At 37.1% G+C, this 17,400-nt stretch carries 16 protein-coding genes; 6 read left to right on the plus strand and 10 right to left on the minus strand.

From position 1 onward, the window contains the following. Positions 1-3 precede the first annotated feature (3 nt). Entirely contained in the window at positions 4-741 is a 738-nt protein-coding gene (locus tag AC22L0_RS22030) for a polysaccharide deacetylase family protein (RefSeq protein ID WP_000597152.1), read from the plus strand. A gap of 104 nt (positions 742-845) precedes the next feature. Beyond that, positions 846-3,521, plus strand: coding sequence for a sigma-54-dependent transcriptional regulator (locus AC22L0_RS22035; RefSeq protein ID WP_000820967.1), 2,676 nt, complete (start codon positions 846-848; stop codon positions 3,519-3,521). 224 nt (positions 3,522-3,745) lie between these two features. Here AC22L0_RS22035 and exsM read toward each other — a convergent pair whose 3' ends face one another. After that, positions 3,746-4,159, minus strand: coding sequence for an exosporium regulatory protein ExsM (exsM, locus tag AC22L0_RS22040; RefSeq protein ID WP_000207046.1), 414 nt, complete (start codon positions 4,157-4,159; stop codon positions 3,746-3,748). 187 nt (positions 4,160-4,346) lie between these two features. Here exsM and AC22L0_RS22045 point away from each other — a divergent pair, with 187 nt between their 5' ends. Further along, positions 4,347-5,528 (plus strand): chromate transporter, encoded by a 1,182-nt coding sequence (locus AC22L0_RS22045; RefSeq protein WP_487272436.1) that lies wholly within the window; start codon positions 4,347-4,349, stop codon positions 5,526-5,528. Positions 5,529-5,566: 38 nt separating this feature from the next. Here the strand turns inward: AC22L0_RS22045 and chbG are convergent, their stop codons facing one another. From chbG to AC22L0_RS22085, 8 genes are all read right to left on the minus strand, one after another. Beyond that, positions 5,567-6,271 carry a chitin disaccharide deacetylase gene (gene chbG / locus AC22L0_RS22050; RefSeq protein ID WP_044584987.1) on the minus strand — a complete coding sequence of 235 codons (705 nt, stop codon included), beginning with the start codon at positions 6,269-6,271 and terminating at the stop codon, positions 5,567-5,569. 49 nt (positions 6,272-6,320) lie between these two features. Beyond that, a complete protein-coding gene (gene celF / locus AC22L0_RS22055; protein ID WP_000145762.1) occupies positions 6,321-7,646 on the minus strand; it encodes a 6-phospho-beta-glucosidase in 1,326 nt (441 codons plus the stop codon). 3 nt (positions 7,647-7,649) lie between these two features. Continuing rightward, positions 7,650-7,973, minus strand: a complete 324-nt coding sequence (locus tag AC22L0_RS22060; protein WP_087965205.1) for a PTS lactose/cellobiose transporter subunit IIA — start codon at positions 7,971-7,973, stop codon at positions 7,650-7,652. 181 nt (positions 7,974-8,154) lie between these two features. Further along, positions 8,155-9,462 carry a PTS cellobiose transporter subunit IIC gene (celB, locus tag AC22L0_RS22065; RefSeq protein ID WP_001168848.1) on the minus strand — a complete coding sequence of 436 codons (1,308 nt, stop codon included), beginning with the start codon at positions 9,460-9,462 and terminating at the stop codon, positions 8,155-8,157. A gap of 16 nt (positions 9,463-9,478) precedes the next feature. After that, positions 9,479-9,781, minus strand: a complete 303-nt coding sequence (locus tag AC22L0_RS22070; RefSeq protein ID WP_001023563.1) for a PTS sugar transporter subunit IIB — start codon at positions 9,779-9,781, stop codon at positions 9,479-9,481. Between the two features lie 346 nt (positions 9,782-10,127). Continuing rightward, positions 10,128-10,445 (minus strand): PTS sugar transporter subunit IIA, encoded by a 318-nt coding sequence (locus AC22L0_RS22075; RefSeq protein WP_000379632.1) that lies wholly within the window; start codon positions 10,443-10,445, stop codon positions 10,128-10,130. 9 nt (positions 10,446-10,454) lie between these two features. Then, positions 10,455-11,756, minus strand: a complete 1,302-nt coding sequence (gene celB / locus AC22L0_RS22080; RefSeq protein WP_000617782.1) for a PTS cellobiose transporter subunit IIC — start codon at positions 11,754-11,756, stop codon at positions 10,455-10,457. Positions 11,757-11,770: 14 nt separating this feature from the next. Continuing rightward, entirely contained in the window at positions 11,771-12,073 is a 303-nt protein-coding gene (locus AC22L0_RS22085) for a PTS sugar transporter subunit IIB (protein ID WP_087965203.1), read from the minus strand. A gap of 223 nt (positions 12,074-12,296) precedes the next feature. Here AC22L0_RS22085 and AC22L0_RS22090 point away from each other — a divergent pair, with 223 nt between their 5' ends. The 3 genes from AC22L0_RS22090 to AC22L0_RS22100 all read left to right on the plus strand — a co-directional run bounded on the left by AC22L0_RS22090 (position 12,297) and on the right by AC22L0_RS22100 (position 15,240). After that, positions 12,297-13,514, plus strand: a complete 1,218-nt coding sequence (locus AC22L0_RS22090; RefSeq protein WP_000649376.1) for a dicarboxylate/amino acid:cation symporter — start codon at positions 12,297-12,299, stop codon at positions 13,512-13,514. Between the two features lie 148 nt (positions 13,515-13,662). Then, positions 13,663-14,820 (plus strand): acyltransferase, encoded by a 1,158-nt coding sequence (locus tag AC22L0_RS22095; RefSeq protein WP_000194318.1) that lies wholly within the window; start codon positions 13,663-13,665, stop codon positions 14,818-14,820. Positions 14,821-14,859: 39 nt separating this feature from the next. Continuing rightward, entirely contained in the window at positions 14,860-15,240 is a 381-nt protein-coding gene (locus AC22L0_RS22100) for a VOC family protein (RefSeq protein WP_000610162.1), read from the plus strand. Between the two features lie 40 nt (positions 15,241-15,280). Here AC22L0_RS22100 and AC22L0_RS22105 read toward each other — a convergent pair whose 3' ends face one another. Further along, the gene (locus AC22L0_RS22105) at positions 15,281-17,281 is read right to left on the minus strand and encodes a YhgE/Pip domain-containing protein (RefSeq protein WP_087965202.1); all 2,001 of its coding nucleotides are present in this window, start codon (positions 17,279-17,281) and stop codon (positions 15,281-15,283) included. Positions 17,282-17,400 lie beyond the last annotated feature (119 nt).

Here is a 17,400-nt window from a genome sequence, read left to right on the forward strand (position 1 = left end):
GTTATGATCAAGCGAGTATTTCAATGTATTATTTTATTTTTAACGATTACTATGTACGTATCATCTAATACTGAAGCAACAACTGTTATTCCTGCTGAATATCATCCAAATACTGAAACAACTTCTCCTACACAAAAAATTGCGTACTTAACATTTGATGACGGGCCAAACAAATATACTACACAAATTTTAAACATCTTAAAAGAAAAGAACGGAAAAGCAACTTTCTTTGTTATTGGCGGAAAAGTGCCACATTACACAAAAACGATGCAACGATTAATTAAAGAAGGACATTATATCGGGCTCCACAGCATGTCACATGATGTAAAACGCCTTTACACTGGTGACCCTTCCACTTTAATTGCAGAAATGGAGCAAACACAAAGCATTGTCCAGCAAGTTACGAAATTAAATACACATCTCGTTCGCGTTCCATATGGTAGTATGCCTTACTTAAAAAAGAATTACCGTGACGCACTTGTATCGGCCCAGTATAAAATGTGGGATTGGACGATCGATACATACGACTGGAAAAGCTATGACAATCCTTCTGCCATACTCGAAAGAGTACGTAACCAAAGTGATGAACAAGTCGAAGTCATTTTAATGCATGATTCGAGTGTAACCGTACAAATACTGCCAAAAGTAATTGATTATTTACAGTCACAAGGATACAAACTTCTTCCCTATAATCCTTCTTCTCATCTCAAGGTGAATTTTTGGAAAGACACAAGATTGTAACAGCTTTAGTGCCTATGTGCTAAAGCTGTTTTATTTTTCTCTTCCCACCCTTCCCATTTTTGTGTAAAATTTTAAATAGTGATGAAGTTTCGAGGTGAATAGAAATGAAACGAATAGATCTCATTTTTAACGCAATACAAAAAGGCAATTATACAGAAGGTGTAACCGCATCAGAACTCGCTACATTTCTGCAACTAGATCGCGCCAATGTAAGTAGCGATTTAAACAAACTTGTAAAAGATAAACGTTTATTAAAAACAAATACGCGACCTGTTCGTTTTTACATAGAAACGAACACTTCGTTGGAAACGCATTCAAAAGACATAACTTCATTAGATACATTTGCAATTGAAAATACGAGCCTTAAAATTGCAATTGAAAAAGCGAAAGCTTCTATTCTCTATCCTCCAAACGGTATGCATACTTTACTACTGGGAGAAACAGGGGTCGGAAAGTCTATGTTTGCTTCTTTAATGCACGAATATGCAATTGAAGTTGAACAGCTTCCCAAAGATGCACCATTTATCGTCTTTAACTGTGCTGATTACGCAAATAATCCACAGCTACTACTCGGGCAATTATTTGGGATTAAAAAAGGAGCTTATACAGGAGCAAGTGATCAAAAAGGGTTAATTGAAAAAGCACATGAAGGAATTCTTTTCTTAGATGAAGTACATCGCCTGCCTCCAGAGGGACAAGAAATGCTTTTCACCTTTATTGACCGCGGAGTATACCGCCGCCTTGGAGAAACAGAGAACGAACGTAAAGCACAAGTATTAATCATTACTGCAACAACAGAAGAACCAAATTCATTTTTATTAAAAACATTTACAAGACGTATACCAATGACTGTTACGCTGCCACCACTTCGTGAGCGTACACATAAAGAGCGCTTTGCTTTACTACAGCTATTTTTCACAAATGAAGCAATTCGTCTACGAAAAGACATTCACGTTAGCCCAAATGCAATGCGTGCTTTCGTCTTTTACAATTGTCCCAATAACATTGGTCAATTAAAAACAGATGTTCAAATTGCCTGTGCGAAAGCCTATTCTGATTTGGTCACAAAGAAACGTGATTCTGTCTATGTTTCAAGTACAGATTTACCTTGGTATATGAAAGAAGGGTTGTTCATTGAAAGGAAGAGCCGTCACTTATACCAAATACCAAATGAAACATTTGTATTTACAGGTGAGGAAGGTTGGAGTAATCATAAAACAGAAGATGAAAAACGCTCCTCTATTTACGATTATATTGATTATAAATACGAAGAACTTCAAGCACGTGGTATTGAAGAGGAAGAATTAGAATTACTAATAGAAAATGATGTTCAAAGCTTTTTCGTACAATATTTTAACCAAATATCAAAAAAAACAAGCCATGAAAATGTTTTTAAAATTGTGGATCGTAATATCGTTTCCGTATGTGAAAAAATAGCGGAACTTGCTGAAAAGCATTTATCTAAGACGTTTGATGAAAAAGTATTTCTCGCTTTAAGTTTACATGTACAGACAACTCTACAACGTTTACAAAGCGGAAAACAAATACATCACCCACAATTAAATCAGATTCGTACGAAATATAAAGAAGCTTTTTCCGTAGCTATGCAATGCATTCAACTACTGGAGGAAGAATTACAAATAACAATGCCTATTGATGAAGCTGGCTTTTTAACAATGTTCTTCGTTGTTGATCCAATTCCTGCCTCACAAACAGAAGTAAAAGTATTAATATTAGCACACGGTAATGGCATCGCAACTGAAATGGCAAACGTCGCAAACGAACTTCTCGGCATTGAGGAAGTAACCGGTATTGATATGCCGTTACACGAATCACCGAAAGATTTCTTGGAACGTGTGAAAGTGTATATGAAAACACTACAAAATGTAAATGGGCTTCTCTTACTTGTCGATATGGGGTCACTTGCTTATATCGGTGACATATTAGAAACGGAGTTCAAAATCCCTGTACGTGTTCTCTCGATGACGAGCACACCACACGCACTAGAAGCAGCTCGAAAAGCTCAGCTCGGTTATTCATTAGATGCGCTGTATGAAACAGTAAAAAATTTAACACCATTTTACTTAAACGTACAAGAAGAAAAGAAAAAACCTCTCTCTCCAATGAAATCTGTTATTTTAACAGCTTGCTTAACTGGTGAAGGAAGTGCTTTAGCTATTCAAAAAATGTTAGAGAACTATTTACGATTTGATAAAGACTTAATTGAAATTATTCCGATTAGTATCGTCCATGAAAAAGATTTAACGAAAATGATTGAGAACATAAAAAAAGAGCGTAACATCATTTGTATCGTCACGAATTTCGATGTGCAAGTACCATGCTTAACATATCATTTCCAAGACATCGTAAACTACACAGCGATTCAGCCAATTCAAGAATTAATTACGTATGAAGAAACATATGCGAAAATGGCGGATATTCTTGAACAACAAATGCAGCGTAACGATGGAGCATTACTTATCAAAACAATTCGTTACGCATTAAATACAATTCAGGAATTAATTTCCTTACAGCTAACTCCTGATAGCTTAATGGGTGTTATTCTGCATATGAGCTGTATGGTTGACCGTCTTCAAAAAGGAGAAAGCCTTCTTCCTCACCCTGATAAAGAGAAAAGAAGACAAGATGAGTACTGGATGTATATGAAAGTAAAAAAAGCGTTGCAACCAATTGAAAATACATTTGAAATACAAATACCTGATGACGAAGTATTTTATGTTATGGACTTCTTTATTAAAAATCAGCCTGTGAAAAATTAATCGAGGCCGTTTTTAAAAATATCGACCGTAACGTGAGTTATATCAGCGATTATTGAAATATATCGGCGCAACTCAGATTATATCAGCGATTTTCAAAATATATCGGCGTAACTCAGATTATATCAGCGATTTTCAAAATATATCGATTTACCGACAATAATTGCTAAAACTAGCACCTTATATAATGAGAAAAGGCTGTTCCAACATATGGACAGCCTTTGCCTCTATTTCTTTACTTTTCTAACTCGCCCTCTTATTTCTCCTCTTTTTTGTGATTTCGTATGGACATTAACATATACATTTGCTTGAATAATTTCTTGAAGTAAATGTACGAATGATTTCCCTTGTAAAGGTCCCTCAAAATCCTCTACATTCACTACACCAGTAATACTTCCCTCGTTCAAGCTAATCCCTTGCTCCAGTGGACCATACAAATATAAAACAACAGGACCAATTTGAGTAGACTTCCCTAAATGAATTTGACAAGATGTAACCTTTTCTATATTTTTTAGTATTACTCTGTAATGCAATTTCGTTAAATCATCACTAAAAATAAACTCTGCTACCCCAAAAGCTTCTGTATTTACAGGAGGCACTTCCCTCTTACCTGTTAACCTGGCAAAGAAATGTGTTGTCATAAGGCATTCTCCTTATATAAATTTCCCAGCACTACTTCTACTACTTTATGGTTTAAACATAATCATTTATGACTTTTTCAATTTTAATTACAAAGAAAAGATTCACAAAATCTTTACATTGTGATTGTTCCTGTAGATTGAAAGTCTCTTGTATAATGCACATAGAAAAACATTATAGGAGGTTCCATTGAAAACTAACAAATACACTTTTCATACATTATTAGAGATTTTTCTCGTCTCATTTAAATTAGGACTTACTTCATTCGGCGGTCCTGTCGCTCATCTCGGCTATTTCCACCACGAATACGTGCAAAAAAGAAAATGGATGGATGAACGAAGCTATGGAGATTTAGTAGCGCTATGTCAATTCCTTCCTGGTCCTGCCAGCAGTCAAGTCGGTATGGGGGTTGGATTATTAAGGGGCGGGCTTTTAGGAGCTATTATTTCATGGATTGGATTCACTTTACCGTCTGTGCTTGTTTTAGTTTTCTTCGCCTCATTCCTTAATCAGTTCGATCTTGGAAGTGCTGGCTGGATTCATGGACTAAAACTTGTAGCAGTCGCTATTGTCGCTCATGCCATATGGGGAATGGCGCGAAAGTTAACTCCAGATCGAAATCGTGCAACGATTGCGATTGTAACTGCCGCAATCGCCTTATTATGGCCAAGTAGTTGGACACAAGTCATCCTTATTATAATATGTGGCTTTATCGGTTGGTTTTTATATCGCAACCAACCAATTAGCCAATCTCAAAATATAAGATTACCTATTTCAAAAAAGATAGCAGTTTCTTGCCTCGTCTTATTCTTTGGACTATTACTACTGCTACCAATATTAAGACCGTTCTCTTATTACATCGCTTTATTTGACAGTTTCTATCGCTCTGGCGCACTTGTATTTGGAGGAGGACACGTCGTGCTGCCCCTTCTTGAAGGTGAGTTCGTACAAAACGGAATGATGACGAAAGAACAGTTCCTAGCTGGATACGGATTAACACAAGCAGTACCAGGACCACTATTTACATTCGCCTCTTATATAGGAGCAGTGTTAAACGGGACGCTTGGGGCAATAATCGCAACAATTGCGATTTTCCTCCCTGCTTTCTTACTCGTTATTGGTGTTTTACCATTTTGGAACAATGTGAGAAAAATATCATTCATACAAGGCGCACTACTTGGTGTTAACGCCGCAGTTGTTGGTATTTTAATTGCCGCTTTTTACGATTCCATTTGGACGAGTACAATTATAAATGCTTCAGATTTCGTTTTCGCTTCGCTTCTTTTTTGCTTACTAGCTTTTTGGAAAGCACCGCCTTGGGTTATCGTTATACTTGGAGCTTTTGGCGGATATATTCTATCCATTTTGTAAATAAAAAACGACGGCATGATGTAGCCGTCGTTTTTCTATTAAAACTTCACAAGTTCTATCCCTTCAGGCAACTCACTCTCTGTTAAAATACGCAATTCCTTCACACGATCCATTACGTAAGAAGAACGCTTCACAAGCTCTGGATCAATATAAGCTGGATGAACCATAATTTCTACCGTTTGTTCACCTTGTACTCTTTCTTTTAACTTCACAAAGTAATCTTCCGTCACACCATCCGCATAAAAGTCACTGTAAAATACATCAGAAAATGGATGCACCGCTCTATCTTCCCCACAACGACGAATTGGAACATTATATTTAGCTGCTAATCTCTCAAGAACCTCGTGTAAGATCGGTAATCCGTGTACATGATGATGACTATCTAAATGAGTTGGTGTTAATCCGTAAGATAGGAATTTCTCAATTTGAGCAGTCCACTCTCTCTCAACTTCTTCTGGATTTATATTCCCTTCCCTTACAACACTTTGTTTATGAAACGATCCGTCGCTACCTACAAGTGATGGTACGTTTCCAAGAAGTGGTTCCCCTGCTGTTAATACGAGATGTACGCCTACTCCGAGTAGGTTATACTCTTTCGCTAAGCGTACCGCATGCTCTGTTCCTGGCATATTCATCATCATCGTCGTTGAATTTACAAGTCCATTTATATGCCCATCAATAATGCCGTAATTTGTACCTTCTGTAAGACCGAAATCATCTGCATTTACAATTAACTTAATCATCATAATACCTCCTAATAGAATAAAAAAAGCGGGCTAAATAGCGCCGCTTTTACTTCTCTACCTTTTTAAAGAACTGTGGAAGATACTCTTTATGTGCTTCCAACATTTCATCTAAAATTTGTTTTGCAACTTTATCTGATGGTACAAGTGGATTGATTGTCATAGCAAGCAGCGCCTTATGATAATCCCCTGTAACAGCAGCTTCAATTGTTGTGCGCTCGAATGATTTAATTTGTTGTACTAAACCGCGAACTGGTACTGGAAGATCTCCAACTGCAATTGGTTTTGGGCCTTCTTTCGTAATAATACAGTTCACTTCAACAGCTGAATCATGTGGTAAGCTTGCAATTGTTCCGTTGTTTCGTGTATTAACAGGCTGGATATCACCTTTATTATTGTAAATAGACGTAATTAAGCTACATGCTGCATCACTATAATAAGCTCCGCCACGTTTTTCTAATTGTGGTGGTTTAATATCTAAGTTCGGGTCTTTATATAACTCAAATAAATCATTTTCTAATTGTTTTACTACTTCTGCACGTGTACCTTTTTCAACAGAAGCCTCTTTCTCTTCTTCTAACATTTCACGTGTTTTGTAGTAGTAACGATGGTATGGACATGGAATTGCACGAAGGCCGCGAATAAAGTCTGGTTCCCAGTTAAGCGCTGCGATATTTTCCATCGTAATTTGCTTTTCTGGATCTGTCACAAGCTCTAACACACGATCCATTACACTTACGCCATCTAAGTATACATCTAGTCCGTATACCATATGATTTAAACCTGCGAAATCAACGTGGACACGACTTGCATCTACTTCAAGTAATCTTGCAAGACCCATGCGGATTCCGATTGGAACGTTACATAGACCAACTACTCTTTGAATATTTGTATAACGAAGGACAGCCTCTGTTACCATACCAGCTGGATTTGCAAAGTTAATTAACCATGCATTCGGACAGAGCTCCTCCATATCTTTACAAATATCTAAAATAACAGGAATCGTTCTCAACGCTTTGAATAGACCACCAGGACCATTTGTTTCCTGACCGATTACATCATATTTTAGCGGGATTGCTTCATCTTTTGCACGTGCTTCTAATAAACCAACGCGAAGTTGTGTTGTTACGAAGTCAGCATCTTTTAATGCCTCACGGCGATCAAGTGTTAAATGTACCTCGATTGGTAAACCTGATTTTTTCACCATACGTTTCGCTAAGTTACCAACGATTTCTAACTTTTCTTTTCCTGCCTCAATATCTACTAACCAAATTTCACGAACAGGAAGCTCATCATAACGCTTAATAAATCCTTCAATTAACTCTGGTGTATAACTAGATCCACCGCCGATTGTAGCAATTTTAATTCCAGTCATGCTTTATTCCCCTTTCGCATCAAGCTTTTTATAAAGATCGATAAACTCTGCTGCTAATTCTTTCACTGTAATCGCATTCATTAAATGATCTTGTGCGTGAATTAAAAGAACACTAACCTCTGTTTTTTCTCCTCTTGCTTCTGATTGTATGAGCTCTGTTTGAAAATGATGCGCTTCATTAATCGCTTCTTTCGCCTTTACCATCGCTTCATCTGCTTCTACCATTTTCCCCTGTTTGGCAAATTGAAGTGCCTCCATCGCAAAGCTTCGTGCGTTACCACTATTTAAAATCAATTGGAATGGAATTTGTTCTGCTGTAGTCATCATAATTACCGCCCTCTCTATAAGGTTCAACCGATTTAAATACCCCTTCAGTTTGAACATGTCTATTAAATTATTATTTTATGAATGATAGTTTGGTGTTCTTGTAGATGAGTATCATCTTTTTGAACATGATATAAAGGTAATTATTCTGACGAGCTATAGGAACTCGCCAGAATAATATTTTTTAAAGTGATACTGAATTGTCGCTTCCTTTTGTTTCAGCTTTTGCAGCCTGTACATAAGTACGGTCACACATTAATACGAATGGATAGTAAATTACTACCGCAATAGCAAAGTTCACCACTTGTAGTGCTGCACCAGCGATGCTTCCGCCCGATACAAGATAACCACTAAAGATTGGTGGCATTGTCCATGGAACTAACGCAACTGTTTTTGGTACCCATCCTAAAGTGATTGCTGTATAAGAAGTAATAACTAATACAACTGGTGTAAGTACGAACGGGATAATTAACGTTGGGTTTAATACAATTGGCGTACCGAAAATAACTGGTTCGTTAATATTAAAGAAACCAGGACCGATAGATACACGGCCTACACCGCGAAGCTGCGCACTTTTCGCTACAAGCATTACTGCCACTAAGAATGCTAACGTTGCACCCGATCCCCCGATATATACGTATACATCAAAGAATGGTTTTGTGAAGATATGCGGTACGTCATATGCAGACATACCATCATTAAATAATTTCATATTTTTCTCTAATGCTGGTAAATAGATTGGGTCAATAATCCCCCCAATAATATTTGGACCATGTAATCCGAAGAACCATAATACGTGAATAAGTAGAGCAATAATAATTGCACTTGGTAATGTACCCGCTAAACCTTGTAATGGTAATTGAATTGTTTCAAATACCATTTTATGAATGCTTGTTCCCGCAAGTTTCACAGCTAATTGAATACCTGCTGTTACAATCAAAATAACGAATGCTGGAACTAACGCTGCGAATGATTTCATTACTGCCGGTGGAACACCATCTGGCATTTTAATTGTAATATCCCTTTGAACAAAGAATCTAAACACTTCTGTTACAAGAAGAGCCACTATAATGGAAACGAATAGACCTTGTGCCCCTGTCCACGCTAAATCAATACCGCCTTCTTTTGGCGTTGTCGGAGAAATAATAATTAATGCACCGAATGTAATGATTGCTGCTGACAACGCATCGACGCCGTAAGATTTCGCTAAATTGTAACTTATCCCAACTGCGACTATGAGGGCGAGTATAGCAAAGGAACCAGTCCACATACCGCCACCGACATCTTTCCAAGCGTCACCAAATGTGCCCTTCATAAAGTTTTGGAAAGCATCAATTGGTAAGTTATTTATAAGTACTGCAAATGATCCAACTAAAATAAGAGGCATAACTGCGATAAATCCGTCACGGATTGCAACTAAGTGGCGCTGCGATCCAATTCTACCTGCGACTGGAACTAAATATTTCTCCATAAATGCAATAAACTTTTGCATTTCGCTTCCCCCCTAATTATTTTTTAAGTGTTAATGCGTGATCTAAAACTGCTTCTCCATTCATCATGCCGTAGTGCATTGGATTGATAACGTCGATTCCAACATTTTTCTCGTCAGCAAGCGTTTTCATTGAAGAGAGCATGTAACGAACCTGTGGTCCTAGTAATAACACATCTGCTTGGTCGATATTGTTTTTTACTGCATCCCCAGATACAGCCCAAATCTTTCCTTCTAGACCGCGAGCTTTTGCAGCCGCTTCCATTTTTGTAACTAGTAAACTTGTAGACATCCCTGCTGAACAACATAATAAAATATTCATTTGAAAATCCCCCTTGTGTAGTATAAAAAATTTATGTTTATTTATTTTTCTTTACGCTATTTATTAATGCAATTAGCGTGCCAACTTTTTAAAACCACTAAAATCAGTGCTTTTTCGAGCATTTTCTTTGTGTGTTAACGCTTTCAATTAGTGTGTCGTCCAAAAAACACACAGTGTGTTATAAAACAACACGCTTTTAACACATAACTGTATGAAAATAGATTAGTGTTTAGTCGTCTAGTTGTGTTTAATATGAAAAAACACTAAAAAAACTTTTTCAATGAAAAATAATTCATTATTTTAACCCACTATTTAGTGAAATAAAAAAACCTTGCATAAGCAAGGTTCATTCATCCACCGACATCTTCCTATATAACTCTACAAACTCACTCGCTAATTCTTTCACCGTAATTGCATTCATTAAATGGTCTTGCGCGTGTACCATTAAAAGAGTAACTTCGGTCTTTTCACCACCAGCTTCTTTCTGGATAAGCTCCGTTTGTACACGGTGCGCCTCTTTTAATTCATCTAGTGCTTCTTGTAATTTAGCTTCAGCCTCTGTAAACTCCCCACGCTTCGCACAATCAATTGCTTCCATTGAACAACTTCTCGCGTTTCCCCCATGCAAGATTAAATGAAAAGCTTTCGTCTCTATCGTATCCATTTTAGTTCTTTACTCCCCCTTTTCTTCTGCCAGTTTTTGTTTATCCCATATTTTTAAGAACGGTAAATAAATGAAGAATGCTAGCGCAAAGTTAACAAGTTGCAAAATAACACCTGAAATTTTCCCGCCCGATCCTAAATATCCACTAAAAAGAATAGGTGTCGTCCAAGGTACAGCGGCCCCACTCGGACGTGCGACCCATCCCCATTCCATTGCAAAGTAAGAAACAATCGTTAGGACGACTGGAACTAATATAAATGGAATTAGTAAAAGTGGGTTCATCACAATCGGCATACCAAAAGTTACCATCTCATTAATATTAAATATACCAGGTGCAATTGACAATCTCCCTAAACTTTTTAATTGTTGACTTCGTGCAAATAGTAACATTCCGACAACTAGAGCAAGCGTTGCACCAGAACCGCCCATATAAATCCATAAATCAAAAAACTGTGCCGTAATCGTATTTGGTACATCTTGCCCAGCTTGAAAAGCAACTCGGTTTTGATCCATTAACGACAACCAAACGGGGCTCATTACACCACCAACAATAGTAGCACCATGAATTCCACAAGACCAAAGAACATGAACGAGAATAACTGCTATGATTGCGCCCCAAAGACTAGCACCAAGTACACTAAGCGGTTCCTGTAAAATTTGTCCTACAATATTATGGATACTGCCAAAAGAAGTATTTTCTATAATTAAGCGCAAAATCCAAATAACTGTGACAACAATAAATCCTGGAACAAGTGCTGCAAATGAACGCGTGACAGCTGGTGGAACTGTCTCTGGCATCTTTATAATTATCTTTTTTTGTACAATAAACCGATAAAGTTCAGTAGATATAAGTGCAATAATCATTGCTACAAATAACCCTTGGCTTCCCATTAATGCAGCTGGGATAGCGCCTTCTACAAGTACACTTTCTTTTGTACTTGGTATAATATATGCAACTTGAAATGGAGTCGCAAGTAAAAACGTCACAAGCGACAATGCCCCGGATGCTAAAGCATCTACTTTATAATACTCTCCAAGTCTGTAAGCGATTCCAAAAACAGCTATTAAAGCCATTATATTAAAAGTTGCACTAACTGGATACCCTAAAGCTCGCTGCCAATTCTCCCCAAACAAACCTGCCATAAAATCGTTATATCCCGGTATCGGCAGTGCACTAATAATGAGGAAAAACGATCCAATAATTAAGAAAGGCATCGTTAAAATAATTCCATCTCGAATTGCTTGTAAATGCCTCTGCTCTGCAACCTTCCCTGCTACCGGCATCACATACTTCTCTAAAAACCGTATCATCTATCCCACTCTCCTCATGGTTTCATTAACAAAGCTGCTTGCAAGATAGCTTCTCCATTACAAAGTCCGTAATGAACAGATTGAATGACATCAACAGGTATCCCTTTCTCCTTACATAATTCTTTCATTTTCGGTAATAAATAACGTACTTGCGGTCCAAGTAAAAGGACATCAGCTTTATCAATATGACTATTCACTTCAGAACCTGATACTGCCCAGATTGTTACTTCTATCCCTCTTGCCTCTGCTGCTTTCTCCATCTTTGTAACAATCAAACTGGAAGACATTCCCGCTGCACAGCAAAGTAAAATATTCATCCCGCTTCCCTCCCCCTTTTTCTCTACCTAAGTTATGGTGCACTCCTTGCCACCACTAGGTTACAAATATATATGTCTAGATTTCCTGCTGTATGCCGAGCTTAAAAACAAAAATTTCTTGATTTTCACGCTATTCCATTTATCCGTATTCTCCTAGTAAAGGGGCCCCTAACTCGCTATAATGATTCAGTATGATTTTTTTAATTGATAGGAGGATATATTTATGAAGGCATATCGCTTTCCACTTATTTTATTATCTTCTATCCTAATTGGTGGTTTCATTGGTTATTTCATGGGTGCCGATGCAGTTGCTTTAAAGCCGCTTGGTGACATTTTCTTAAACTTAATGTTTACGATTGTTGTACCTCTAGTGTTCTTTAGCATCGCATCGTCTATTGCTAATATGGATGGATTAAAACGTTTCGGTAAAATTATGTCTAGTATGGCTGGGACTTTCTTATTTACAAGTATTTTAGCTGCTATTTTTATGATTATTGTCGTGAAAGTATTCCCGCCAGCACAAGGTGTTGTACTAGAACTAACACAACCTGACAAAGCCGGCAAAGCTGTTAGTGTTGCAGATCAAATCGTCGGTATTTTAACAGTATCTGACTTCTCGAAGTTACTATCTCGTGAAAATATGTTAGCTCTTATTTTCTTCTCTATCTTAATGGGGATTGCAACTTCAGCAGTTGGCGAAAAAGGAAAGCCATTTGCTACATTCCTACAAGCTGGTGCAGAGATTTCAATGAAGGTTGTATCTTTCATTATGTACTACGCTCCAATCGGACTTGCTGCTTACTTCGCAGCATTAGTTGGCGAATTCGGACCACAACTTCTTGGAACTTACTTCCGAGCAGCAATGGTATACTATCCTGCTTCTCTCATTTATTTCTTTGTATTCTTCACATTCTATGCATACCTTGCAGGTCGCAAACAAGGTGTACAAGTATTTTGGAAGAACATGGTCTCTCCTACAGTTACATCACTTGCAACTTGTAGTAGTGCCGCAAGTATTCCAGCAAACTTAGAAGCAACAAAGAAAATGGGTATTTCTTCAGACGTTCGTGAAACAGTTGTCCTTCTTGGTTCTACTCTTCATAAAGATGGCTCTGTTTTAGGCGGCGTATTAAAAATTGCTTTCTTATTCGGTATTTTCAACATGGAATTCGAAGGACCGAAAACATTAGCAATCGCACTTGTTGTTTCTCTATTAGTAGGGACAGTAATGGGCGCTATTCCAGGCGGCGGTATGATTGGTGAAATGTTAATCGTTTCTTTATATGGCTTCCCGCCAGAAGCATTGCCAATTATCGCAGCAATCAGTACAATCATTGATCCTCCTGCAACGATGTTAAACGTAACAGCAGATAACGCTTGTGCCGTAATGACAGCTCGCCTTGTAGAAGGTAAGAACTGGATTAAAAACAAATTTGCTTAATAAATAGAAAGAGGATGCTCGTTTTGAGCATCCTCTTTCTTTGTTGTTAATCCATTCCGCCACAAATTTGTTAAAACCTTCACAAATATTCCACACCTCTTATCCATTCTCCGTACTATAATCATGTATGGAAAAGGAGATGGATCTAATGACTCAAAGCGCACCAGAATTTAAAGTTTTGCAAAGCATTGCATTTCTCGCTGTCGTTTTGCAAAGTTCTTTATTATATACAATGAATCAAGGAAATGTCTTACTTGAGCAATCCCTCATTATGGGCATGCTATTTAATCTTGCAAAATTCTCAGCACCAGCATTCATATTTATCGTTGGATTTCACTTAATTCGTCACTATACAAAGCAATTAGTATATAAAGAATATATTTCCGAAAAAGCGATACACTTACTCATTCCTTATTTCTTTTGGTCTATTCTTTACTTATTAACAACAAATGATCTTATTACGTTACAAAGTGGAATAAAAAGTTTATTACTCGGAACAGCCGCTCCCCATCTTTGGTACGTTATTATGATGTTCCAAATTCACTTATTGTTCCCTTTACTATGCACACTTTTTTATTGGTTTCAAAAACGAACAGAAAATAAAAAAGACATATATAAATATATGACCTTTTTCGCTTGCCTATATTTTCTATTAATGTGGTTCTCTTCTCACTATATTTTTAATGGAGAAAAATTAACAAGTTCAACAATTTTACATTATACAGATCGATCATTTCTATTCTACTCATTCTATTTCGTTATGGGCGGCATTGCCGCTGTAGCACTAAAAACTTGGCGTCTATTCGTCATGAAACATATCCCGCTTATAACAATATTATTTTTCATCTTATTTTTATTCATCAATTATGAGTTGTTTAGTTTTTACGGAGCAAACTCTATTCATTTAACTGTTTCTACCTATTTAAAACCATCTATGTTTTTATATATCGTATGCGAAATTATCATACTGTATGTGTTATCTATTATGATAGTACAGCGTCGTGGTTTCTTATATAAAACGTTACGTTTCATTGGTAATTACACGTATGGTGCTTATTTAGCTCATTTATTCTTCTTGCAACTATGCACAAAACTTCTTTCCTTATTCACACTGCAAGAAAATACTATATTATATAGCCTATTACTATTTGTGTTAACGGCCATTATCTCTATTTCAACAATGGTCATTTGTAGCACAATACCATTTCATACTTGGATTACAGGGCCTTCTCCTACAACAAAGATGAAATGGACGAAGGTTGTATTACGAAAAAATCATAAAAAACTATTCAAGCCATATATTTGATATAATAATACGCATATAAAAAGAAAGCGAGAGACACCTATGATTAATCAAGTTGGACAAATTATGCTATATGTAAATAACCAAGACGAAACAGTACAATTTTGGACAGAAAAAGTAGGGTTCCAAATCATTGCGGAAGAAAATAACGGAAACGGATTCCGCTGGATTGAAATTGCACCGGCGAAAGAAGCAGGAACAAGCATCGTCCTTCACGATAAAGCGTTAATCGCGAAGATGCAACCTGAACTAAACCTAAATACGCCTTCACTTATGTTCTTCTCAAATGACTTAGACCGTCTATATAAAGATCTTTCTGAGAAAAATGTCACAGTTGGACAGGTTGTAGATTTACCTACTGGTAGAGCATTCAACTTTGCTGATAATGAAAATAATTACTTTGCAGTAATGGAACGCAAATAAAAAATAAGCTATCCGAAAAAATCGGATAGCTTATTTCATTTTAAGAAACTTGTTCTGCATTCGTTTCTCTATGCTGTATATGGCTCGTGACCCAAGCAATTCCACCGGCAACAACGAGATAACATAACAATATTAAAATTTGCATTTGTAATTGCGACCAATCTCCTAAAGAAATAACATCTTGTAATCCTCTAAGAGAATGAGACATTGGGAGAAACTGTCCAATTTTGCTAAGAACAGCTATGTTTAATTCTCCTGGGAAAGTACCTCCGCTCGTCGCTAATTGCAGGACAAGAAGCGTTACCGCTAAGAACTTTCCAACAAGACCAAATACTGTTACTAGCATAAGAATAAATGTCATAAACGTAAAGGAAATAACAATACTTGATAAAACAAAGAGTGGCACACTTGCGACTTCTAATTTCATAACACCTAGCACAACTACATCTACGAGTAGAGCTTGAATAAGTCCAATTAAATATACCAATCCTAGTTTATTAATAAAATGTACCGTTCCGCTTACCTTCATGTTTTGTCTGCGGCCAAGAGGTAAAATATTCGATGCCATAATTCCGCCAACATAAAATGCAAGTGATAAGAAATATGGTGCAATGCCTGAACCGTAGTTAGGAACGTCAGAAACTGTTGACTTCACTAACTGAACTGGCTCTGAGAACATCGTATTGCGTGCATCATCATTACGAACATCCGCTATCTTCTCTGCGCCCTCTCCTAATTTCGTAGAAAGTTCTTTCGCACCATCATCAAGTTTAACAAGTCCATTTGTTAATTTACTAGCACCGTTATTCAGCTCCGTTCCACCACTCGCAAGCTGATTTACACCTTCTTGCAGGGATGTAAATCCATTTCCCCACTTCATAAATCCATCAGCCAAATTCGATGCACCATCTGCTATCTTTTTCGTTCCAGCAGTAGCTTCATTTAACTTAAATCCGAATGTATTCATGCCTTCTTCAATCTTATGTTGACCATCAGTTAGCTTCTTCGCACCTTGTGTCAATTGTTGTTGGCTATTATTTAAAGTACTTGTTGCTTTAGCTAGTCCATTAGACGTAGCAACAATTTTTTGAAAAGCGGGATCTTGCTGCACTTCTGGATGATTTTTCACGTACTCTTCTAATTGTTGTTTCACACTATTAGCCGCCCCATCCGCTTTTACTTGCCCTTCAGCAAGCTTCTCACTTCCGCTCACCCATTCATTTGTACCAGCACTTAATTCACTAACTCCTGATTGTAACGTTTTTTCACCTTGTGCTAATAACTCCATACCACTATGAAGTGATGTCGCTCCTTGACTCAGCTCATTTGCTCCCCCCGTTAAGGCAGATTGGCTAGACGCAAGCTTGTCACTTCCTTCTTTCAATTTCGATGTCCCGTCACTTAAACGATCAATACCATTCGCAAGCTGATTCGCTCCATTTTTTGCATCGGTCGTTCCTTCATGTAACTTCTCAGCACCATTACTTGCATCACTCAACCCTTGTGCCAAATCTTGAAACTTTGAAAAAACACCTTCTGTATATGATTTCGTAATACTGTTTGAGATTTTTGTTTTCATATTTTCAACAGCTGTCGTTCCAATTTGAGCCGCTACAAAGTTTTTACCTGGATTTACTTTGTAATGCAACTTTGCTGGCTCTGGTTTCTCATCCATAAGTGTACTTACCTTTTTAGAGAAATCTTCCGGAATCGTAACAACCATATAATATTTATCTTCTTTTAACCCTTCATCCGCACTTTTTTCTGATACGAAATGAAAAGCCAATTCCTTATTCTCTTTTAAATTTTTAACAAAATCGTCTCCTGCATGAATTGTTTTTTCATCCATCGCAGCACCCTTATCTAAATTCACAACCGCAACAGGTAATTTATCTAATTTTCCGTACGGATCCCAATATCCAGCTAAAAAGAATCCTGAATAAATTAACGGAACGATTAATAAAAAAATTAAAGCGATACGTCCATGTTTATGGTGCCACATCGCTTTCCAATCTTTAAATATAAGTTTAATTCCCTTCATGAAACATACTCCTCTTCTAATTTAACACCCTTCGAATGGTTTAACAGATTTACTATACACGTCACTTTACATACTGTATAATACATCTTTAATTATTAATTCATTCCTTTTGGTCTATA

The organism is Bacillus sp. LQ01, from assembly GCF_057624735.1.